Annotated in this window: 18 protein-coding genes; 12 read left to right on the top strand and 6 right to left on the bottom strand. The window is 32.3% G+C overall.

Features of this window, described 5'->3' with window-relative positions; genetic code table 11:
* Window positions 1-123 precede the first annotated feature (123 nt).
* From recF to B0I03_RS11930, 9 genes are all read left to right on the top strand, one after another.
* Complete coding sequence (gene recF, locus B0I03_RS11970) at window positions 124-1,203, top strand: DNA replication/repair protein RecF (RefSeq protein WP_111567678.1); 1,080 nt, start codon at window positions 124-126, stop codon at window positions 1,201-1,203.
* 164 nt (window positions 1,204-1,367) lie between these two features.
* A complete protein-coding gene (gene murB / locus B0I03_RS11965) occupies window positions 1,368-2,375 on the top strand; it encodes a UDP-N-acetylmuramate dehydrogenase (protein ID WP_111567677.1) in 1,008 nt (335 codons plus the stop codon).
* A 302-nt stretch (window positions 2,376-2,677) separates the two neighbouring features.
* Window positions 2,678-2,881, top strand: coding sequence for a hypothetical protein (locus B0I03_RS11960; RefSeq protein ID WP_026724852.1), 204 nt, complete (start codon window positions 2,678-2,680; stop codon window positions 2,879-2,881).
* A gap of 12 nt (window positions 2,882-2,893) precedes the next feature.
* The gene (locus B0I03_RS11955; RefSeq protein ID WP_111567676.1) at window positions 2,894-4,003 is read left to right on the top strand and encodes a glycosyltransferase; all 1,110 of its coding nucleotides are present in this window, start codon (window positions 2,894-2,896) and stop codon (window positions 4,001-4,003) included.
* Window positions 3,994-4,557, top strand: coding sequence for an RNA polymerase sigma factor (locus B0I03_RS11950; protein ID WP_111567675.1), 564 nt, complete (start codon window positions 3,994-3,996; stop codon window positions 4,555-4,557). Before B0I03_RS11955 ends, B0I03_RS11950 begins: the two co-directional genes overlap by 10 nt.
* 16 nt (window positions 4,558-4,573) lie before the next feature.
* Window positions 4,574-4,966 (top strand): hypothetical protein, encoded by a 393-nt coding sequence (locus tag B0I03_RS11945; protein ID WP_111567674.1) that lies wholly within the window; start codon window positions 4,574-4,576, stop codon window positions 4,964-4,966.
* A gap of 119 nt (window positions 4,967-5,085) precedes the next feature.
* Window positions 5,086-5,961 carry a lipoyl synthase gene (lipA, locus tag B0I03_RS11940; protein WP_111567673.1) on the top strand — a complete coding sequence of 292 codons (876 nt, stop codon included), beginning with the start codon at window positions 5,086-5,088 and terminating at the stop codon, window positions 5,959-5,961.
* A gap of 125 nt (window positions 5,962-6,086) precedes the next feature.
* A complete protein-coding gene (gene gap, locus B0I03_RS11935) occupies window positions 6,087-7,103 on the top strand; it encodes a type I glyceraldehyde-3-phosphate dehydrogenase (protein WP_111567672.1) in 1,017 nt (338 codons plus the stop codon).
* Between the two features lie 119 nt (window positions 7,104-7,222).
* Window positions 7,223-9,373 (top strand): tetratricopeptide repeat-containing hybrid sensor histidine kinase/response regulator, encoded by a 2,151-nt coding sequence (locus B0I03_RS11930; protein ID WP_245903037.1) that lies wholly within the window; start codon window positions 7,223-7,225, stop codon window positions 9,371-9,373.
* On the opposite strand, the gene B0I03_RS11925 is transcribed toward B0I03_RS11930, so the two are convergent.
* Window positions 9,348-10,160: a purine-nucleoside phosphorylase gene (locus B0I03_RS11925; RefSeq protein ID WP_111567670.1), complete on the bottom strand. Its 813-nt coding sequence runs from the start codon at window positions 10,158-10,160 to the stop codon at window positions 9,348-9,350. The genes B0I03_RS11930 and B0I03_RS11925 overlap by 26 nt on opposite strands.
* Complete coding sequence (gene lpxK / locus B0I03_RS11920) at window positions 10,132-11,145, bottom strand: tetraacyldisaccharide 4'-kinase (RefSeq protein WP_111567669.1); 1,014 nt, start codon at window positions 11,143-11,145, stop codon at window positions 10,132-10,134. The genes B0I03_RS11925 and lpxK overlap by 29 nt, the downstream gene beginning before the upstream one ends.
* A gap of 110 nt (window positions 11,146-11,255) precedes the next feature.
* Here lpxK and B0I03_RS11915 point away from each other — a divergent pair, with 110 nt between their 5' ends.
* The 3 genes from B0I03_RS11915 to rluF all read left to right on the top strand — a co-directional run bounded on the left by B0I03_RS11915 (window position 11,256) and on the right by rluF (window position 14,168).
* Window positions 11,256-12,371, top strand: coding sequence for a Nif3-like dinuclear metal center hexameric protein (locus B0I03_RS11915; RefSeq protein ID WP_111567668.1), 1,116 nt, complete (start codon window positions 11,256-11,258; stop codon window positions 12,369-12,371).
* 2 nt (window positions 12,372-12,373) lie between these two features.
* Complete coding sequence (locus B0I03_RS11910; protein ID WP_111567667.1) at window positions 12,374-13,153, top strand: zinc ribbon domain-containing protein; 780 nt, start codon at window positions 12,374-12,376, stop codon at window positions 13,151-13,153.
* 226 nt (window positions 13,154-13,379) lie between these two features.
* Window positions 13,380-14,168: a 23S rRNA pseudouridine(2604) synthase RluF gene (gene rluF, locus B0I03_RS11905; RefSeq protein ID WP_111567666.1), complete on the top strand. Its 789-nt coding sequence runs from the start codon at window positions 13,380-13,382 to the stop codon at window positions 14,166-14,168.
* Window positions 14,169-14,171: 3 nt separating this feature from the next.
* Here the strand turns inward: rluF and B0I03_RS11900 are convergent, their stop codons facing one another.
* The 4 genes from B0I03_RS11900 to rpoC all read right to left on the bottom strand — a co-directional run bounded on the left by B0I03_RS11900 (window position 14,172) and on the right by rpoC (window position 21,734).
* Window positions 14,172-16,322, bottom strand: coding sequence for an erythromycin esterase family protein (locus tag B0I03_RS11900; RefSeq protein WP_111567665.1), 2,151 nt, complete (start codon window positions 16,320-16,322; stop codon window positions 14,172-14,174).
* A 76-nt stretch (window positions 16,323-16,398) separates the two neighbouring features.
* On the bottom strand, window positions 16,399-16,896 hold the full coding sequence (locus B0I03_RS11895; protein ID WP_111567664.1) for a GNAT family N-acetyltransferase: 498 nt from the start codon (window positions 16,894-16,896) through the stop codon (window positions 16,399-16,401).
* Window positions 16,897-16,942: 46 nt separating this feature from the next.
* Window positions 16,943-17,251 carry a DUF3467 domain-containing protein gene (locus B0I03_RS11890; protein WP_111567663.1) on the bottom strand — a complete coding sequence of 103 codons (309 nt, stop codon included), beginning with the start codon at window positions 17,249-17,251 and terminating at the stop codon, window positions 16,943-16,945.
* 175 nt (window positions 17,252-17,426) lie between these two features.
* Window positions 17,427-21,734 carry a DNA-directed RNA polymerase subunit beta' gene (gene rpoC, locus B0I03_RS11885; protein WP_111567662.1) on the bottom strand — a complete coding sequence of 1,436 codons (4,308 nt, stop codon included), beginning with the start codon at window positions 21,732-21,734 and terminating at the stop codon, window positions 17,427-17,429.
* Window positions 21,735-21,953: the final 219 nt, after the last annotated feature.

The following is a 21,953-nucleotide window of genomic DNA, read 5'->3' as shown; positions in this document are numbered from 1 at the left end:
TAATGAGGTGCAAAAATATAATTTTTATTAAAATTTAAAACCATTTTTGTAGATATTTTTAAGATTTTCAATTTACTTTTGCAGGAAGTCTTACTTTTAGTCATCTAACAACCCTTATTTATTGTGTTTTTAAAACAGTTATCTTTACTTAATTATAAGAATTTAGCCCAAATCGAATTTGATTTTGACGCTAAAATCAATTGTTTTGTTGGGAAAAACGGAGTTGGAAAAACCAATATTTTAGATGCTATTTACCATTTGGCCTACGGAAAAAGCTACTTCAATCCGTTAGCAGTTCAAAATATCAAACATGGCGAAGAGTTTTTTGTAATTGATGCTTTACTTGAAAAAAACGGCAAAGAAGAAAAAATTGTTTGCAGTTTAAAAAAAGGACAAAAGAAAACCATCAAACGCAACGGAAAAGTTTACGAAAAACTCTCTGAACATTTGGGATTAATTCCTTTGGTAATTATTTCTCCTTCTGATGTAGATTTAATTGTGGAAGGAAGTGAAACTCGAAGAAAATTTATTGATAGTGTAATTGGAACATTGGATAACCAATATCTACAATTATTGATTCAATACCAAAAAACGTTAGCGCAACGCAATGCTTTATTAAAATATTTCGCTTTAAATCAGACTTTTGATGCAGATAATTTAGCTATTTACAACGAACATTTAAGCAATTCTGGACAACTAATTTTCGAAAAAAGAAAACAATTTTTAAACGATTTTATTCCAATTTTCGAAAAACATCATACCAATATTTCTGGTGGAAATGAATCGGTTGCTTTGCGTTACGAAAGTCAGTTGTTTGAAAAAGATTTACTATCGCTTTTAGAAGAATCGCTACAAAAAGATAGAATTATACAATATACAAGTTCCGGAATTCATAAAGACGATTTGGTTTTTGAAATTGATGGTTTCCCAATTAAAAAATTTGGTTCGCAAGGCCAACAGAAATCTTTTTTGATTGCTCTGAAATTGGCACAATTTGAGTTCATGAAAAAACAAAGTGGCGAATTACCGATTCTTCTTTTTGATGATATTTTCGACAAATTAGACGAAACACGCGTGCAAAAAATTGTAACCATGGTGAATGATGCTGTTTTTGGACAAATTTTTATTTCCGACACACATGCCGAAAGAACGGAGATGATTATTAAAGAAACGCATCAATCGTATAAAATATTTCCGATTTAATTTTGGAACGCGGATAAAACGGATTCTACGTAACGCAAATGAAACGGATTTTGCTTTGCGTGCTTTGCGAAGAAACTTGGCGACCTTTGCGTTTAAATTTACACTAAGTATCCTTTAATTTGAAAATTACCACATAAACATTACATTTGAAAAAAATTATTCTAATGAATATTCAAACCAATTTCTCTCTAAAAAATTACAATACTTTTGGAATTGACGCTAAAGCCAAACAATTTGTTTCGGTAAGTTCGATTGCAGAATTGAAAGAAGTGTTGACAGCAAACAACGATATTTTTATTTTGGGTGGCGGAAGCAATATGTTGTTAACGCAAGACATCGAAAAATTAGTCGTTCATGTGAATTTAAAAGGAAGAGAAATTGTTGAGGAAAACGATGATTTTGCTATCGTAAAAGCACAAGCTGGTGAAAATTGGCATGAATTTGTACTTTGGTGCATTGACCAAAATTTTGGTGGTATTGAAAATTTATCCTTAATTCCAGGAAACGTGGGTACAACTCCAATTCAAAATATTGGAGCTTATGGAGTTGAAATTAAAGATACGATGTTTTCGTGCGATGCTTTGAATTTGAAAACATTAGAAATCGAGACTTTCACTAACGCACAATGTAAATTTGAATATCGTGAAAGTGTTTTCAAAAACGAATTGAAAAATCAATACATCATTACTTCGGTTAGTTTTAAATTAACGAAGAGAAATCATAAAGTTTCCACTACTTATGGTGCAATTGAAACTGAATTACAAAATCAAAACATACAAAATCCAACCTTAAAAGACGTTAGCAACGCAGTAATTGCTATTCGCCAAAGTAAATTACCAGATCCAAAAGAATTAGGCAATAGTGGAAGTTTCTTTAAAAATCCGATTATTCCCAAAGAAGCCTACGAAAAAGCAAAAGCACTTCATCCAGAAATGCCACATTATGTAGTTTCTGAAACCGAAGTAAAAGTTCCTGCAGGTTGGTTAATTGAACAAGCTGGTTTTAAAGGAAAACGTTTTGGCGATGCTGGAGTTCATAAAAATCAAGCCTTGGTTTTAGTAAATTATGGAATGGCAACGGGAGCTGAAATTGTAGCACTTTCGAGAAATATTCAACAAACGATTTTAGAAAAATTCGGAATTGCGATTGAGGCAGAAGTGAATATTATTTAGTTGGGAGTTGGGAGTTTAAAATCTTGGGGTGCTTTTTTTAAACACATAGACACATTAGATTTGTTTTGTTTTGATTTTTTAGGCATTTCACTTTTCATAGACAACATAAGAAATCTGCTTAAATCTGCGTTTTGCATTAGCAAATCTGTTCTATCTGCGTGCTAATCTTTTTGAACATAAAGATTTCTTCCATTTGTTCAATCTATGTTCCAAAAATTTTGAATTTGTTTTTTGAGATTTGTTCGGAATTTGGGATTTGTTATTTGGATTTTAATTAATTTTGCAGTTCAAAATAGAAAAAGATGAAACTTGTATTAGTAACCATTGGACTTTTAGGACTTGCGTTTGCAGGTATCGCGATAAAAATTTGGGCAAAAAAAGACGGAAAATTCGCTGGAACTTGTGCTAGCCAAAGTCCGTTTTTGAATAAAGATGGAGAAAACTGTAGCTACTGCGGAAAAACTCCAGAACAAATGAAAGACTGCAGCGAACCTTCGCACTCTTAATTTTCAAAATTTATGATACTAACAATACTCTTAATCGCTTTTGCGGTTATCGTGTTTATTCAATTTATTTATTACCTTTTTATTTTCGGAAAATTCTCATTTGGTAAAAAAACCGAAGGAACTCCGAAACGTTTACCTATTTCAATCATTGTTTGTGCTAAAAACGAAGAAGAAAATATCAAAAAGTATTTTCAAACTTTGGTTACCCAAAACTATCCTGATTACGAAATTGTCTTAATTGACGATGCTTCGAGCGATGAAACTTTGGAATTATTTGAAAGTTACGAAAAACAATATGCGAATATAAAGTTGGTAAAAGTTCAAAACAATGAAGCGTTTTGGGGTAATAAAAAATTCGCGTTAACCTTAGGAATCAAAGCCGCAAAAAACGAGTATTTAGTATTTACTGATGCGGATTGTTATCCAGCTTCAAACGATTGGTTGTTACAAATTTCAACTCAATTTACCAAAGAAAAAACGATTGTTTTAGGTTATGGCGCTTACGAAAAAGTGAAGAATTCCTTCCTAAACAAAATCATTCGTTTTGAAACGATGTTAACCGCTACGCAATATTTTTCTTGGGCAAAAATTGGCAAACCTTATATGGGTGTTGGGCGCAATTTAGCTTACAAAAAAGAAGAATTTTTTAACGTTCGTGGTTTTATGGATCATATGAAAATTCGTTCAGGCGATGATGATTTGTTTATTAACCAAGCGGCTACGAAAAAGAATACAGCGATTTTATACACTCCAGAAAGTTTTACTTTTTCGGAACCGAAAACTACTTTTTCGTCTTGGGTATACCAAAAAAGAAGACACGCTACTACTGCAAAATTCTACAAAGGATTTGATAAATTTCAATTGGGATTATTTTTCTTTAGTCAATTTTGGTTTTTAGTTTTGGCGATTGTTTTGTTAGCATTTCAATTTCAATGGATGATTGTGACAGGAATAATCATTTTTAGATATCTATTTTCATGGATTTCTTTAGGCTATGCCGCAGGAAAACTAAAAGAAAAAGATGTGATGTATTGGTATCCGATTATTGAAATTGTACTTATCTTTACACAACTGAGCGTATTTTTTAGAAACCTTATCTCAAAACCTGTACATTGGAAGTAAATTCGGTAATTATTCAAGAAAACATTGAAAAAGCAAAAAAGGGAGACCAAGTTGCTTTCACGTTTTTATTGGATTTTTTCTGGAATGAAGTGTACGGATTCATGCTTAAACGCACTGAAAACGAAACCGATACCGAAGACATCGTTATTGAAACTTTCGCGAAAGCGTTTGATAAAATCTCTACCTACAATCCCGAATACGGATTTAATACTTGGTTGATTGCGATTGCAAAAAATGTTCATATTGACATGCTTCGCAAAAAGAAATCGTCTTTATTTATTGAAATGAATGACGAAGAAGACCATCAAGCCTACAGCGTTGCTGATGACTCCAATTCTGCTGAAGACGAATTGATTATCGAGCAAAATTTAGCGCAATTATTGCAATACATCAAACAATTAAAACCTGCTTATCAGGAAGTCATTCAAATGCGTTATTTTCAAGAAATGACGTATCAAGAAATGGCAGAACAAATTGATGAACCGCTGAATAACATCAAAATTAAATTGCTTAGAGCTAAGAAATTATTGGCGGAGATTATTTCTGGGAAGTAAAACCAATAGATTCTAAATGAAAGAGAAGATTATTGCATATTTTAGAAAAAATAAATTCGGATTCATAATAATTGGAATAGTTTTTCTTATAACATTACCATTTTACATTAATGCCAGAATTAAATTTTCTGAAATTGAAAAAGATGGAAAAGCTGGCATTGGTAAATTTGTCGAATATGAAAGAAAACCTAAGACCCGAAATTATTATTTTGAATACTACAATAAAAATAAAAAAATTAGAGATTTAATAAAAAATCCACCTGATGGCTTTCATAAAAACATTGGAAGATTTTATGAAATTAAATATTTAGATAAATTCGATGACATTATAGTCAATTTTGATAAAGAAATTAAAGACACAACTTTAATTTTGAAAGCAGGCTTTTCAATCGAAGACATTGAAAACTAATTTTTAAAACGATTCACTTTTACATTTCCTAAAACTTTCCTAAAGTTTTCTCATTTTCTAAATTCTTACTTCTAAATTCTGAATTTGATATCGTATCTTTGCCTATCAAAATTTTGATTATGGACACGGCTATTGACAATGTTTTTCCACCAAGAGAACCCAAACCAAAATGGTTGCGCGTAAAATTACCAACAGGTAAAAACTACACCGAACTTAGAGGTTTAGTAGACAAATACAAACTGAATACGATTTGTACTTCGGGAAGTTGTCCTAATATGGGCGAATGTTGGGGCGAAGGAACGGCAACTTTCATGATTTTAGGAAATATCTGTACGCGTTCGTGCGGATTTTGTGGTGTGAAGACTGGTCGACCAGAAACGGTGGATTGGGACGAACCTGAAAAAGTAGCGCGTTCTATCAAAATTATGAACATCAAACATGCCGTAATTACTAGCGTGGATCGTGATGATTTAAAAGATATGGGTTCGATTATTTGGGCAGAAACCGTGAAAGCCATTCGCCGAATGAATCCTAATACTACTTTAGAAACGTTAATTCCAGATTTTCAGGGTAACACCAGAAATTTAGACCGAATTATAGAAGTAGCTCCAGAAGTAGTTTCTCACAATATGGAAACCGTAAAACGTTTGACACGTGAAGTGCGTATTCAAGCGAAATACGAGAAAAGTTTAGAAGTGTTACGCTATTTGAAAGAACAAGGTATCAAAAGAACTAAATCGGGCATTATGTTAGGTTTAGGTGAAACTGAGGAAGAAGTGATTCAAGTTTTACACGATTTAGCAGATGCAAAAGTGGATATTGTAACGATTGGTCAGTATTTACAACCAAGTAAAAAACATTTACCAGTTAAAGAATACATCACACCAGAACAATTTGCGAAATACGAAAAAATTGGAAAAGAATTAGGTTTTAGACATGTAGAAAGCGGTGCTTTAGTGCGTTCGTCTTATCATGCAGAGAAACATATTCATTAAGCGGGAAGCTGGATGATGGATGCTGGAAGTTTTTTAAATCCCGAATTCAATTAATTAAACTTGGTTACGCTAACTTTTCAACTTGAAACTTGAAACAAAAACATTGACCAGAGCAAAGCGACTGTATGAATATAAAACCTGAAACAAAAATAAAAATCGCTATTAATGGTTTTGGAAGAATTGGACGTAATTTGTTCCGATTGCTTTTGAATCATCCTACTATTGAAGTGGTTGCCATCAACGACATTGCCGATAACAAAACAATGGCGCATTTGGTAAAATACGATAGCATTCACGGTGTTTTGAATCATAAGGTTTCGTTTTCTGATGATTCGATTATAATTGATGAAAAATCGTTTTTGTTTTTTCACGAAAGAGAAATTAAAAATTTAGATTGGAAATCGCTAAATATTGACATTGTTATTGAATCGACAGGAAAATTCAAAACGTTTGAAGATATTAATCAACACATTTTAGCTGGAGCGAAAAAGGTAATTCTTTCTGCACCTTCTGAAGTGGACGAAATAAAAACCGTTGTTTTAGGTGTAAATGAACACATTTTAGACGGAAGTGAAACGATTATTTCTAATGCAAGTTGCACGACTAACAATGCAGCTCCGATGATTAAAATCATTCAGGAATTGTGCGAAATTGAACAAGCGTACATTACCACCGTTCACTCCTACACTACCGACCAAAGTTTACATGATCAACCTCATAAAGATTTACGCCGAGCTCGAGGTGCTTCTCAATCTATTGTTCCCACAACAACTGGCGCAGCAAAAGCATTGACAAAAATATTCCCTGAATTAGATGGAAAAATCGGTGGTTGTGGTATTAGAGTTCCAGTTCCTGATGGTTCATTGACCGATATTACATTCAATGTTAAACGACAAGTTTCTATTGAAGAAATCAATCAAGCATTTAAAAAAGCTGCTGAAACTAATTTTAAAGGAATCTTAGATTATACTGAAGATCCAATCGTTTCTGTGGATATTATCGGAAATCAAAACTCTTGTTTATTTGACGCGCAATTAACTTCTGTTATCGATAAAATGGTTAAAATTGTGGGTTGGTATGATAATGAAATAGGCTATTCTTCTAGACTAATTGATTTAATTACGTTCGTTTCTAAAAAATAAAGTTTTTTATTATCGCTAAAAAACTTAAATTGCAGTGTTAAATTTAACTCAGGCATTTCTTGATTAAACGACTTTTCATATTATTTCTACTCGTAACTATAAATGGTTACACGCAGTCTGTGTATAAAGATGCAGGAAAAATAAGTGACAGTACTGATTATTACTTAGAAATTGGTTTATTTAATAAAGAGGCTAAAAAATCATATACAAAAGCCATTTTATATACCGAAAAAGCGATTGAATATGCTAAAAAAAATAAATTAGACAAAAAATTAGCCGATTGCTATCTACAACTTGCTACTATTTTTTACGAACTTGAAAAAAATGACTTAGCCATTGATTATTACATAAGAGCAATTAGCATTTTTAGCAAAAGCGAGCCAAATTCTAATATTGCACTTTCTTACTATGGTTTGGGAAAATGTTATCTAAAAAAAAACAATATCGCCTTTGCTGAAATTTACTTTGAAAAAGCAACTGTTGTTTATAAAAGTTTAAATTTCCTTGAAGCTATTGAGTTAATCAATCTTCAAAAAGCCATTATTAAAAAAGAAAAAGGAAAATACAACGAAGCCTCTATAATTTTAAAAAGAGTAATTGAGAACATTAGCGACGATGCTTTTTTGAGCACAAAAACTGAAGCTTATATTCAGTTAGGAGAAATTGAAATCATTAAGAAAAATTTTTCGCAAGCAATTAATTTTCTAAATCTTGCCAATCAAACAAACGAAGCAAACAATAACGATTACCAACTTACGAAACGTATTTATAAACTTCTTAGTACTACTTATGAAAAGAGTAAAAACATTTCGAATGCTAATTTATATCTAAAAAAATACGCTGACTTAACGGATTCAATTGGAAAATATTACAACACTTATGTGGCTGAAAATACCGTTGATAAAATCCAATTTGACAAGCAACTTAAAACGATTGAACAATTAGACAAAGAGAAAAAAAGTCAGCAAAAAACGTTGCGATTTTCTAAATTGATTAGTATTTTGAGTATTGCTCTGATTTCGATTTTATCGTTATTGAGTTTATCATTATACAAAAACAACAAAATTAGAATTAGCACTAACAAACTTTTAAAAGAGAAAAATAAGGAACTAACCATTGAAAAAGAAAAAGCAGAACAAGCATCAAAAGCAAGAGCAGATTTCTTGTCAACTGTAAGTCACGAACTTCGAACGCCTTTGAACGCCATTAATGGTATTACCTATCTTTTATTACAAGAAAAACCAAAAGCAAGTCAATTAAACTATTTAAAATCACTTGAATTTTCTGGAAATTATTTACTTAACTTCATCAATGACATTTTAGAAATCAACCGTTTAGAATCGGATAAAGTAGTACTCGAAAAAATAAATTTCAACTTATCTGAGCTTACAGAGAACATCGTAATTTCCTTCAAAGAATTTATACACGAAAATAACATCAAATGTCATCTAGATATTGATAAATCTATTGATTATAACTTGAAAGGTGACCCAACAAAATTATCGCAAATACTTATTAATCTTCTCAATAATGCTATTAAATTTAGTAAAAACGGAGATGTTTGGTGCACCATCAAAAAGAAAGAAGAAACAGAAAATAATGTAACTTTATTTTTTGAAATAAAAGATAACGGAATTGGAATTCCAAAAGAAAAACAAGATGCCATTTTTGACAGTTTTAGTCAAGGTTCGGTTGAAATTAATCGTACTTATGGCGGAACAGGTTTAGGACTTTCCATTGTGAAGAAAATCTTAGAATTAATGGGAAGTGAAATTCACTTAACAAGTGAATCTGGAAAAGGAAGTACTTTTGGTTTTGAATTACAATTTGAAAAAGGAGTTGCAAACAAAACTAAAATAATTGAAACTAAACCTGATATTACGCTACTAAACGAGAAAAAAGTATTATTAGTTGAAGACAATAAAATCAACCAAATGATTACACAAAAAATGCTTGAAAAAAGAGGCATTTCATGTAAAATTATCGACAATGGAGAAGATGCAATTGAAGATACAAAAGTAAACAACTACGATTTAATTCTTATGGATGTTCACCTTCCAGGAATTAACGGAACTGAAGCTACAAGCGAAATTAGAAAATTCAATGCATGTACTCCTATTGTAGCTTTGACAGCAATCTCTCTGAATGAAAACAGAGAAATGCTCTTGTCCTACGGCATGAATGAAGTTATCACCAAACCTTTCGAACCAGAGCATTTCTATACGGTTGTTACCAAATACTTAACTAGTACTGAGCAATCAAATTCTTAATTAAGTTTCTTACATGAGGTTCTGCTTTTTGAGCCGCTTGTAAGACTTCTTCATGGTTTACTTCTTCGATATTTTCCTCATCACCCATATCGGTAATTACAGAAACACCAAAACATTCCATATTCATGTGACGCGCAACAATGACTTCTGGAACAGTTGACATTCCAACACAATCGGCTCCTAAGGCTTTTACCATTTTATATTCAGCAAGGGTTTCAAAGGTTGGACCTTGTAATCCTAAATAAATTCCTGTTTTAAGATAAATATTTAAATCCTCAGCCAATTCAAATGCTTTCTCAATCATAGCTTTAGAATAAGGCTCGCTCATATTTACGAATCTTGGTCCAAAACGTTCATCGTTATGACCTCGTAATGGATGTTCAGGCATCATATTAATATGATCGGTAATCACCACAACATCTCCAACAACATATTCAGGATTAACACCTCCTGAAGCATTGGAAACAATTAATCTTTCAACTCCTAAATATTTCATTACACGAACTGGAAACGTTACTTGCTTCATATCATAGCCTTCATAAAAATGAAAACGTCCTTGCATAGCCACAACCTTTTTTCCTTGAATCGTTCCAAAAACCAAAGCTCCTTGATGGCCTTGCACCGTTGAAACTGGAAAATTTGGAATTTCTGAATAAGGCAATGTATGTTCTATAGTAATATCCGCTGTAAATCCGCCTAATCCTGAACCTAAAATCACGCCGTATTCTGGTGTGAAATTGGTTTTGTTTTTAATATAACTAACTGTTTCTTGAACCTTTTCCCACATAATCTTCTATCGTTTTATCAATATTTGTATTTAAAAAAGTAGATTTTATTGGTAAATAGAACAATTGCGATTTTGGCAATAATCCGTTTAAACGAACAAAATCTTTTTCTGTTGTAATTATTTTTCTTCCGTTGGCTTTAGCCAAAATTTGCTCACAATCTTGTCTCGAAAAATGATGATGATCTGGAAATACCAAAGAATCATCCTTTTCACTTTTTAGAAAATCGAAGAATAATTTAGGTTTTGCAATTCCGGCAACCAAAACTTTACTTTCTGATTGAATTTGGGAAACTAATAATTGACTATCATTTCCAAAAACATAATCATCGTATTGAATGGTTGTAAAGAAAACTTGTTGCTTAACTTTTAACTTTTCTCTGATTTTCTGCTGTGCAATTTCGGACAAATCGTTCGGACATTTTGTGACAATTATCATATCGGCACGTTTCTTTCCTGAAGACGGTTCGCGTAAATTCCCGAAAGGTAAAATATAGTCATCACAAAACAAATCGTCGTACGCTGTGAGTAAAATGTAAAATCCTGCTTTTACTTTTCTGTGCTGAAAAGCGTCGTCTAGTAAAATAACATCAGGTTTGTTTGAAAGTTGTAATAAATTTTCAATTCCGTTTTTACGATTGGCATCAACTGCCACTTGAATATTTGGAAATTTCGAATAAAACTGAAAAGGTTCATCTCCTATTGAACTCGCAGTTGCGTTTTCTTCAGCTAAAATAAAACCTTCGGTCGTACGCTTGTAACCGCGACTCAGAACCGCGACTTTATATTTATCAGAAAGTAATCGGATTAAATATTCGATTTGAGGTGTTTTCCCTGTTCCACCAACGCTTAAATTTCCAACAGCAATTATTGGAACATTAAAGGAATAACTTTTGAAAATGCCTTTGTCGTAAAGCCAATTTCGGATAAACGTAATAAGCCAATACAAAAAGGCTAAAGGGAAAAGTATTTTTCGTAACAAAATCATATTACGAAAGTATAATAAATTATCTTTATATTAAAGTTTATGTCCTTTATCATTTCATTTCTAACGGGTATTTCGTTAATTTGTGTAATCATTTAGTAAAATCAAACATCATGAAACTTTCCGATATACTTTCTATTCTTGAAGAAATGGCACCACTGGGTTATGCCGAAGATTTTGACAATGTTGGACTTTTAGTTGGAAATCCAAATCAGGAAATTGATGGCGTTTTAGTTTGTCATGATGCATTGGAATCAGTGATTGATGAAGCGATTTCAAAAAAATGTAATTTGGTTGTTTGCTTCCATCCTATTTTGTTTTCGGGAATTAAGAAAATTACTGGAAAAAATTATGTGGAACGTGCGATTTTGAAAGCGATAAAAAATGATATTGCGATTTATGCTGTTCATACCGCTTTGGACAATCATCAAAAAGGGGTGAATAAAATTTTCTGTGATGTTTTAGGTTTGAAACATTCCAAAGTTTTAATTCCGAAAGAAAATTACATTCAAAAATTAGTTACTTATACGATTCCAGAAAACGTTGAAAAATTGCGAAATGCGTTATTTGACGCTGGAGCTGGAACCATTGGAAATTATGAAGATTGCAGTTTTAGTTCGAAAGGAATTGGAACCTATATGGGAAATGAGAATTCGAATCCGCAAATTGGAGAACGCTTTGAATTTGTAGAAAACGAAGAAATTAAAATTGAAATGACGTTTGAAAAGCATTTACAAGGAAAAATCTTGAAGGCTTTATTCAAAAATCACGTATATGAAGAAGTGGCTTACGAAATTTATCAATTGGAAAACAAGCATCAAAATATTGGTTTGGGACGCGTTGGTGAGTTCGAAAATCCACTTTCGGAAACCGAGTTTTTACAATTGGTAAAGGAGAAATTGCAATGTGGAGGTATTCGTCATTCGGCTTTTACAGGAAAATCAATAAAAAAAGTAGCCGTTTTGGGCGGAAGTGGAAGTTTTGCCATTAAAAATGCAATTGCTTCAGGAGCAGATGCTTATCTTACGGCCGACATAAAATATCACCAATTCTATGAAGCTGAAAATCAGTTACTTTTGGCCGATATTGGACATTTTGAAAGCGAAAGATTTACAAAAAATTATATTGTTGATTTTCTTAAAGAAAAAATCACTAATTTTGCACCAAATTCGCTGCAATGCGGAATTATTTTATCAGAAGAAAATACAAATCCAGTTAAGTACTTTTAAATATGGCAACAATCAAAGAGCTAAGTGTAGAAGATAAGTTAAGAGCCCTTTATGCTTTACAACTAGTTGATTCTAAAATAGACGAAATAAGAAATGTAAGAGGAGAATTGCCTCTTGAAGTAGAAGATTTAGAAGATGAAGTAGCGGGACTTTCTACTCGTTTAGAGAAACTAAAAAGTGATTTAGAGACTATTGACGATCAAATCAAAGAAAAGAAAAACGCTATCGACGAGCACAAAGCTGCGATTAAAAAATATTTAGAGCAACAAAAAAACGTTCGTAACAATAGAGAATTCAACTCTTTAACTAAAGAAGTGGAGTTTCAGGAATTGGAAATTCAATTGGCTGAAAAACACATTAAAGAAATGAAAGCTTCTATTGAGCACAAAAAAGAAGTAGTAGCTCAAACTAAAGAAAAATTAGACGGAAAACAAACGCACTTAAAACATAAAAAAGCGGAATTAAGCGATATTATGGCTGAAACTGAAAAAGAAGAAAACTTCTTATCAGCAAAATCAGAAGAATTAAGAGGTCAAATTGAAGAGCGTTTAATTGCTGCTTACGACAGAATTAGAAATAGCGTAAGAAACGGTTTAGCGGTTGTTTCTATTGAGCGTGGTGCTTCTGCTGGTTCATTCTTTACCATTCCACCACAAACGCAAATGGAAATTGCAGCTCGCAAAAAAATCATTACAGATGAGCACAGTGGAAGAATTTTAGTAGACGGTGTTTTAGCTGACGAAGAAAAAGAAAAAATGGAAAAATTATTTGCTAGCATCTAATTGAATCCTTTTCCAAATAAATGAAAGTCCTTTTTTTAAAAGGGCTTTTTTTGTTCTTATTACACAGAGATTCACAGAGTTTTTTTTGATTTTGATTGTGTTGAAAGAGATACACTGAGACGTTTTACTTTTTTAAAAACTTGTAATGAAATTTTGTGTAACATAACCAAATCCACTAATTACTTATCACTATTCACTAATCACTAAAAAAACTTATCTTTGCATCATGGAAGAAAATACAACACGAATTAATAAATTTTTATCAGAAACTGGCTATTGTTCTCGTAGAGAGGCCGATCGTTTGATTGAGCAAGGAAGAGTGACTATTAACGGAAAGATTCCGGAAATGGGCACTAAAGTTGCGCCTGATGATGAAGTTCGTGTGAATGGTGAATTGGTACAACAGAAAAACGAGAAACCAATTTATTTAGCGTTTTACAAACCTGTTGGCATTGAATGCACGACTAATTTAAGCGTGCGTGACAATATTGTAGATTACATCAATTATCCAGAGCGTATTTTTCCTATTGGTCGTTTAGATAAGGCCAGTGAAGGTTTGATTTTCATGACGAATGATGGCGATATTGTAAACAAGATACTTCGTGCGAGAAACAACCACGAAAAAGAATACATCGTAACCGTAAACAAACCTATTACCGACCGATTTATTGACCGAATGGCAAACGGAATTCCGATTTTGGAAACGATTACCAAGAAATGTAAAGTAGAACAAATTAGCAAATACGTTTTCCGAATTATTTTAACGCAAGGTTTGAATAGACAAATTCGTAGAATGTGTGAATATTTAGATTACGAAGTAACGGCTTTAAAACGTACTCGTATCATCAACATTTCCTTAGACATACAAGAAGGCAAATACCGAAACTTAACCGATGCTGAAATAACTGAATTAAATAGATTAATAGAACCTTCTAGCAAAACCGAAGAAGCAAGTTTACCAAGTAATAAAGGTAAGTTTACTGGGAAAAGGAATTATGGTGAGAGGAATCGATAGTTTTTAAAACTTAAAATCATTCCAAAAACCAGCATTATATTTTACTTTTTCAAACGAATGTTCTTCCTCTTTATTTTTTATTTGAATAGGATTTTGAATGTTAAAATTATTCCAATTTGAATTTACTATAATTTCAAATTCATCTTTATCAGATGTATTGTTATAAACATTTCCAGATAAAATACTTTTAGATTTTGTAATGAAATAGTACTCACCAATCTTTGTAAAATCGGTAAGTATCGATTCGTTTTTATATTCTTTTGAAGTGTATTTTGATAACGAATTTTTAAGATTAAATCCTTCTCTAAACTGTTCTGGGAATTCGGTTACTGACCAATTTTCGAAAATCTTTACAATTGCAAAATCTTTTTTATTCACGTACAAATATCCTGAATAGTCACTTAAGAAAACACGTCTGGTAAAAGTGGAATGATTTCTTGGCGATGAAAAATGAATCACAAAGACTTCTTCATTGTTGAATATCTTAGTTTCTTCAATTTGAAAAATAAATTTCTTAAACTTTCCTTTTTTCAAAAAAGGAGCATATTTTATTGGACAATTGTACATCAAACCATGATATTCTCTTAAACTTTCCGACAGAAAATCGCTTTTCTTATTCCATCTTAACTCTTTTATATTTTTGGTACTTCTGTTGATATGATTGACGTAACCTAAATCATATTGTTCGGCAATAAAAACAAAATCAAGATAAGTAATAGTTGAAATTTTGGCTTGTATATTCGTTTTCATCGATGAACTAAATGGATTATCAGGATAATTTTTTTCCAAAGACTCAATAACGTTTTTCATTACCTGATAAGCTGTTCTTTTTCCGTAAATGACAACTTCGTTTAAATCTGTTTTCTTAAGTTCATCATCTTTAGGCTCTGATAGATTGACCGTATGTATATCTTTAGTTTTAAAAACTTTATTCTCTTCATCTGAATCTATTATAGTGGAAGGTGTAACGCTTCTAAAATAGAGATAACCATCGTGTAACTCATTTAACTTACTTTCCACAAAAGTAATTGGACTAAAAAGTCGGTTCCAAGCTAAAATTTGCATTTCACTTTGATTTGAAGAAATGAAAACATGTGGTGAAGTCTTTGTTTCTTTAAAGAAATACTCAAATGAGTGCTTTTTAATTGGTGTTTGATGCCATTTATTTTGAAGAAATATAGAATCTTCAGCTGTTACCGAAGCTAAACTGTACACTTTGTTCTTAAGTTCTTTTTTAATATAAGAACCCATTGGTACAAATTCTTTTAATATAGGCTCATTGATTGAACTCATATTATTTACGAAATGTGCGTTGGCTCCCCAACAAATTATCTTAGCTTCTGGATTTTGTCTTAAGTAAGCTATTAAATTATCCGCCATTTGCTTGTCGCGAATATTGTCGTATGAAGTAGTGTTGAAAGTGCTTAAAATCTCTTCTTTTACAAAAGCGTCATGACCTAACTCTAAAAGACTCTTTACAGTTTGATTCCAATAAAACTTTTCTTCAGAATCTTTTTGCAAACTAATTTTGTTTTTAAAAGAGGATAATTCGATTTTAAATTGCTCATAAGAAATATCTTCTTCATCAAACATACCAGAATTAGTCACTGATTCTAAAAGCAACTCAAAATCTTCTTGTTTAAATTTTATTTTATGATTGATTTTTTTTGCATATTCGAATAAATCTTTAGCTAATAATACATTTCCATTATTACCCGTAATCTGATAATCAAAACCGAAAATTTTCAAATTTTTCTTATTCGCATCATAAAAATTGATAAAACTTTGAAATTCGTTTCTTTTTGCCCAAATAGAAAACAAAGAATTTGAAAGTGCTTCCTTTACATTTTGCCCTTCACTAATACTTTTTTGAGCTTTCCACACATCATAAATTCCAGATTCAAATGCGATAGTAGTAAAACCCATTTCTTGATACAAATATTGAACGATTTTGGTTTTCATTTCAAATACATTTCCATCAAAATGCGTATTTTCTCCAAGCATAACCACTTTAACATCTTTCAATTCTTCTTTTAAAAAACTAAAATCTGTAATTTCAGGATTTTGTAAAAGATTTATTGTTTTTGGATTGAATTCTTGTGCTGATAATACTAGACTAAATAAACTACAAAGTACTATTGTGATATTTTTCAAATTTATTGCTGTTTGATTACCATTACAAAAACAGTAAGATAAGTTATACAAAAAACATAACGAGGAAATTATAATCTTATTGTACCATATCAATCTCCATCACATAATCATCCATTACGTAACCATTTCCAATATCAATTACTTCGTCTTTTACTTTTGTAAAGCCTAGTTTCATATAAAAATGTATGGCGTTATTGTATTTGTTTACGTTTAAGAAAATGGCATTTTGGTTGTTTTCTATGGCTTTATCTTTTACCAATTCAAAAAACTGTCTGCCTAAACCTGTTCCTTGTGTTTCGGGTAACACGTAAATTTTGTGGATTTTAGTTTTGTTGGGTTCGCAATTAATTTCATAGGAAACAAAACCTACATAATTATCTTTATCGTCTTGTGCTAAATAAAAAACATGACCTTTTTGTATTAATTCGCGCAAAGCGGTTTCGTTATAAAATTTGTCAATCATGTAATCTAATTGAGCTTTTGACAAGATTTCTCCATAAGCTACAGGCCAAATTTTCTTGGTTAAGTCGATGACAATAGAAATATGTTCGGTATTTGCTTTTATTAAATTCATAGATAATCAACTAAAAAAGTCTCGCAATATACGAGACTTTTGGTTATTAAGCTTGTCCTGTTGGACCAAAATTTAAAGGAATTGGCGGTTGCTCGCTTTCTTCAATTTTTCCGTGAGCACTTTCAAAACGATGAATGTTTTCACCTAATGCTTTTAATAAACGTTTTGCGTGTTGAGGCGTTAAAATAATTCTAGATTTTACTTTCGCTTTTGGTACTCCAGGCATAATCGTTACAAAATCTACCACAAACTCAGAATTAGAATGATTGATAATTGCTAAGTTGGAATAGATTCCTTCAGCTGTTTGCTCGTCTAACTCGATGTTGATTTGTCCTTGTTGATTGTTATTTTCCATTTTTTTATTTTTTAAACATATAAGTCATAGAAGTTTTTAAATATTTTGACCTATATTATGTTATTAGTTCATTTAAGTACTATTTGAAAATCTTTTACAAGAATAAGTATTATTTGGATAAAAAAAAAGCCTAACAGAAAATCTGTTAGGCTTTGTATTAGAATAATGAAGCTAATTAGTAGTTAAACTCTTCTTTAGCAGCCATTAACTCATTGTATTCTTCTTTAGAACCTACTATTGTATTGTCGTAGTCTCTCATACCTGTACCAGCTGGGATTCTGTGACCTACAATAACATTTTCTTTTAATCCTTCTAAAGTATCTACTTTACCTGCTACTGCAGCTTCGTTTAATACTTTAGTAGTTTCCTGGAACGATGCCGCAGAAATGAATGATTTCGTTTGTAACGATGCTCTCGTAATACCTTGAAGTACTGGAGTTGCAGTTGCTGTAATAACATCACGAGCTACTACTAAGTTTTTATCATTACGTTTTAATAACGAATTTTCATCTCTTAACTGACGTGGAGAAATGATTTGACCTGGTTTTAAATTCTCAGAGTCACCTGCATCCTCTACTACTTTCATTCCGTATAATTTGTCGTTTTCAACAAGGAAATCGCTTGTATGAGCTAATTGATCTTCTAAGAATAAAGTATCTCCTGGATCAACAATTCTTACTTTACGCATCATCTGACGAATTACCACCTCAAAGTGTTTGTCATTGATTTTTACCCCTTGTAAACGGTACACCTCTTGAATTTCATTTACTAAATACTGTTGAACAGCAGATGGTCCTTGAATTCTTAAGATATCTTCTGGTGTAATTGCTCCATCAGAAAGTGGAGTTCCCGCTTTTACGTAGTCGTTCTCTTGAACTAAGATTTGGTTCGAAAGTTTTACTAAGTATTTCTTCACTTCACCAAATTTAGACTCGATAGCGATTTCACGGTTACCTCTCTTAATTTTTCCGAAAGTTACAACTCCATCAATTTCAGAAACTACTGCAGGGTTTGAAGGATTACGAGCCTCTAACAACTCGGTAATTCTTGGTAAACCTCCTGTAATATCTCCCGCTTTTGAAGAACGACGTGGAATTTTAACTAAAATCTTACCCGCTTTAATTTTTTCTCCATCATCTACCATAAGGTGAGCCCCTACTGGTAAGTTGTAAGAACGAATTAAATCTCCATCTTTACCATAAATTAATAAAGTAGGAACTAATTTTTTATTTCTGCCTTCAGAAATTACTTTTTCTTGGAAACCTGTTTGCTCATCGATTTCAACTAAGAACGATTGTCCTTGTTCTAAATCTTCGTAAGCAATTTTTCCTGTAAATTCTGAAACAATTACTCCATTATATGGATCCCATTTACAAATTGTAGTACCTTTTTCAACAACGTCTCCGTCTTTAACAAAAATACTTGAACCGTAAGGAATATAGTGTGTATTTAATAAAATTCCAGTTTTAGCATCAACTAATTTAAGCTCTGTAGAACGAGAAATTACAATATCAACTGTATTTCCATCAGCATCTTCTCCTTTAACAGTTTTTAAATCTTCGATTTCTAATTTACCAGCAAAACGAGTTACAATACTAGACTCTTCAGAGATACCTCCAGCAACCCCTCCAACGTGGAACGTACGAAGTGTTAACTGTGTACCTGGCTCACCAATTGATTGCGCTGCAATAACTCCAACTGCCTCCCCTTTCTGAGTCATTTTTCCTGTAGCTAAGTTTCTTCCGTAACATTTAGCACAAATACCTTTTGTAGCCTCACATGTTAATGGAGAACGTACTTCTACTCTTTCTATTGGAGATGCTTCAATTTTCTTAACGATAGCTTCTGTAATTTGTTCTCCTGCATGAATTAAAATTTCATTATCAAGAGGATTAACTACATTTTGTAAAGCTACACGTCCTAAGATTCTTTCTCCTAAAGTTTCAACGATTTCTTCGTTTTTCTTTAAAGCAGAAACTTCAATACCTCTTAAAGTACCACAGTCTACAGAGTTTACAATTACATCTTGAGATACATCATGTAATCTACGAGTTAAGTAACCAGCATCGGCCGTTTTAAGAGCCGTATCCGCAAGACCTTTACGAGCACCGTGAGTAGAAATAAAGTACTCAAGAATCGAAAGACCTTCCTTAAAGTTAGAAAGAATTGGGTTTTCAATAATTTCACCACCACCAGCAGTTGATTTTTTAGGCTTAGCCATTAAACCACGCATACCAGTTAACTGACGAATCTGTTCTTTAGAACCCCTCGCTCCAGAATCAAGCATCATATATACCGAGTTGAAACCTTGTTGGTCTTCACGGATATTTTTCATTGCTAACTCTGTTAATTGCGCATTAGCAGAAGTCCAGATATCAATAACTTGGTTGTAACGTTCGTTATTGGTAATAAGACCCATACTATAGTTCATCGAAATTCCATCAACTTGCTCACGAGCATCAGCGATTAACTGCGTTTTTTGTTCTGGAATTCTAATATCACCTAATGAGAAAGATAATCCTCCACGGAATGCGAACTTATAACCCATATCTTTCATGTTATCCAAGAAAGCTGCTGTTGTAGGAACGTCAGTCACCGCTAAGATTTTACCAATAATATCACGAAGTGATTTCTTAGTTAATACCTCATTAATATATCCTGCAGCTTCAGGTACTACTTCATTAAATAATACTCTACCAGCTGTAGTTTGAATAATTTTTGTTACTAATTCACCTTCTTCATTAAAGTCTTTTGCTCTAATTTTCACTCTAGCATTTAACTCTAATCTTCCTTCATTTAAAGCGATATTTACCTCTTCAGCAGAATAGAAAGTTAAACCTTCTCCTAAAATTTTCATTTCTGGAGTAGACAAACGCTCTTTGGTCATATAATAAAGACCAAGTACCATGTCTTGAGAAGGTACAGTAATTGGAGCACCGTTAGCTGGATTCAAGATATTGTGAGAAGCCAACATTAATAATTGTGCCTCTAAAATAGCTTCTGGTCCTAATGGTAAGTGAACCGCCATCTGGTCACCATCGAAATCGGCGTTGAATGCCGTACATACTAATGGGTGTAACTGGATTGCTTTTCCTTCAATTAATTTAGGTTGGAATGCTTGAATACCTAAACGGTGAAGCGTAGGAGCACGGTTTAATAATACAGGATGTCCTTTAATTACATTCTCTAAAATATCCCATACTACTGGCTCTTTTTTGTCGATAATTTTCTTAGCCGACTTAACTGTTTTAACGATTCCTCTTTCGATTAACTTACGAATAACGAATGGTTTGTATAGTTCAGCAGCCATATCTTTTGGCAAACCACATTCGAACAATTTCATTTCTGGTCCAACGACAATTACCGAACGAGCAGAATAATCCACACGTTTTCCTAATAAGTTTTGACGGAAACGACCTTGTTTACCTTTTAATGAATCTGATAAAGATTTTAATGGTCTGTTTGATTCTGTTTTAACTGCAGAAGCTTTACGCGTGTTATCAAATAATGAATCTACAGATTCTTGTAACATACGTTTTTCGTTTCTTAAGATTACTTCTGGAGCTTTAATCTCCATTAATCTTTTTAAACGGTTGTTACGAATGATAACTCTTCTGTATAAATCATTTAAATCTGAAGTTGCGAAACGACCTCCATCAAGTGGCACTAACGGACGTAATTCTGGTGGAATAACTGGAATTACTTTTAAAATCATCCATTCTGGACGGTTTTCTCTGTTTAAGTTAGACTCACGGAATGATTCTACAACATTTAAACGTTTTAACGCTTCTGTTTTACGTTGTTTAGATGTTTCGTTATTAGCAGCGTGACGTAAACTATAAGAAAGTTCATCTAAGTCAGTACGAGCCAATAAATCCATAATACATTCAGCACCCATTTTAGCGATGAATTTATTAGGATCGTTGTCATCTAAATATTGATTTTCCATTGGAAGTGTATCTAAGATATTTAAATACTCTTCTTCCGTAAGGAAATCTAATCTTTGTAATGATTCTCCATCAGCATTTTTAGCAATACCTGCTTGAATTACTACGTATCTTTCGTAGTAAATAATCATATCTAATTTCTTAGATGGTAAACCTAAAATATAACCAATTTTGTTTGGTAACGAACGGAAATACCAAATATGAGCGATAGGCACAACAAGGTTGATGTGTCCTACTCTATCTCTACGTACTTTTTTCTCAGTTACTTCAACACCACATCGGTCACAAACGATTCCTTTGTAGCGAATTCTTTTATATTTTCCACAAGCACATTCGTAGTCTTTAACAGGTCCGAAAATACGCTCACAGAAAAGACCATCTCTTTCTGGTTTGTGTGTACGATAGTTGATAGTTTCTGGTTTTAAAACCTCACCTCTAGATTCTCCTAAAATAGATTCTGGAGAAGCTAATCCTATCGTGATTTTGTTAAACCTTTTGATTTGGTTTTTATCTTTATTATTTCTATTATTCATCATAGTTTTTACTATTGATTTACTTTGCAATTAAAAATTGATTTAGAACAGTTGTAGCCAAGCTACTTTCCTGTTGACTCGAATTACTTCTCTAAACTTCAAACCTAAAATTTTGAAGTGCTAATTATAAAAACCCAAAGGTTTAAATAAAAAATCGGAACGGTTTACGGTTATAAATCCTTAAAAACTTATTATAAATAAGTATTCAGCTCCGAAAAATCG

Origin of the sequence: Flavobacterium aquaticum (genome assembly GCF_003259835.1) — a bacterium.
Taxonomy (GTDB): Bacteria; Bacteroidota; Bacteroidia; order Flavobacteriales; family Flavobacteriaceae; genus Flavobacterium; species Flavobacterium aquaticum.
The sequence above is the reverse complement of the archived record's forward strand: the minus strand, read 5'-3'. Positions and strand labels throughout refer to the sequence as shown.

Excerpts from the sequence above, each read along its gene's own strand:
- B0I03_RS11890 (WP_111567663.1), bottom strand. The coding sequence starts at position 17,251 with ATGGAAAATAACAATCAACAAGGACAAATCAACATCGAGTTAGACGAG.
- B0I03_RS11910 (WP_111567667.1), top strand. The coding sequence starts at position 12,374 with ATGGCAACAATCAAAGAGCTAAGTGTAGAAGATAAGTTAAGAGCCCTT.
- B0I03_RS11925 (WP_111567670.1), bottom strand. The coding sequence starts at position 10,160 with ATGTGGGAAAAGGTTCAAGAAACAGTTAGTTATATTAAAAACAAAACC.
- B0I03_RS11915 (WP_111567668.1), top strand. The coding sequence starts at position 11,256 with ATGAAACTTTCCGATATACTTTCTATTCTTGAAGAAATGGCACCACTG.
- rpoC (WP_111567662.1), bottom strand. The coding sequence starts at position 21,734 with ATGATGAATAATAGAAATAATAAAGATAAAAACCAAATCAAAAGGTTT.
- lpxK (WP_111567669.1), bottom strand. The coding sequence starts at position 11,145 with ATGATTTTGTTACGAAAAATACTTTTCCCTTTAGCCTTTTTGTATTGG.
- gap (WP_111567672.1), top strand. The coding sequence starts at position 6,087 with ATGAATATAAAACCTGAAACAAAAATAAAAATCGCTATTAATGGTTTT.
- B0I03_RS11945 (WP_111567674.1), top strand. The coding sequence starts at position 4,574 with ATGAAAGAGAAGATTATTGCATATTTTAGAAAAAATAAATTCGGATTC.
- B0I03_RS11895 (WP_111567664.1), bottom strand. The coding sequence starts at position 16,896 with ATGAATTTAATAAAAGCAAATACCGAACATATTTCTATTGTCATCGAC.
- rluF (WP_111567666.1), top strand. The coding sequence starts at position 13,380 with ATGGAAGAAAATACAACACGAATTAATAAATTTTTATCAGAAACTGGC.
- B0I03_RS11955 (WP_111567676.1), top strand. The coding sequence starts at position 2,894 with ATGATACTAACAATACTCTTAATCGCTTTTGCGGTTATCGTGTTTATT.
- murB (WP_111567677.1), top strand. The coding sequence starts at position 1,368 with ATGAATATTCAAACCAATTTCTCTCTAAAAAATTACAATACTTTTGGA.
- B0I03_RS11960 (WP_026724852.1), top strand. The coding sequence starts at position 2,678 with ATGAAACTTGTATTAGTAACCATTGGACTTTTAGGACTTGCGTTTGCA.
- lipA (WP_111567673.1), top strand. The coding sequence starts at position 5,086 with ATGGACACGGCTATTGACAATGTTTTTCCACCAAGAGAACCCAAACCA.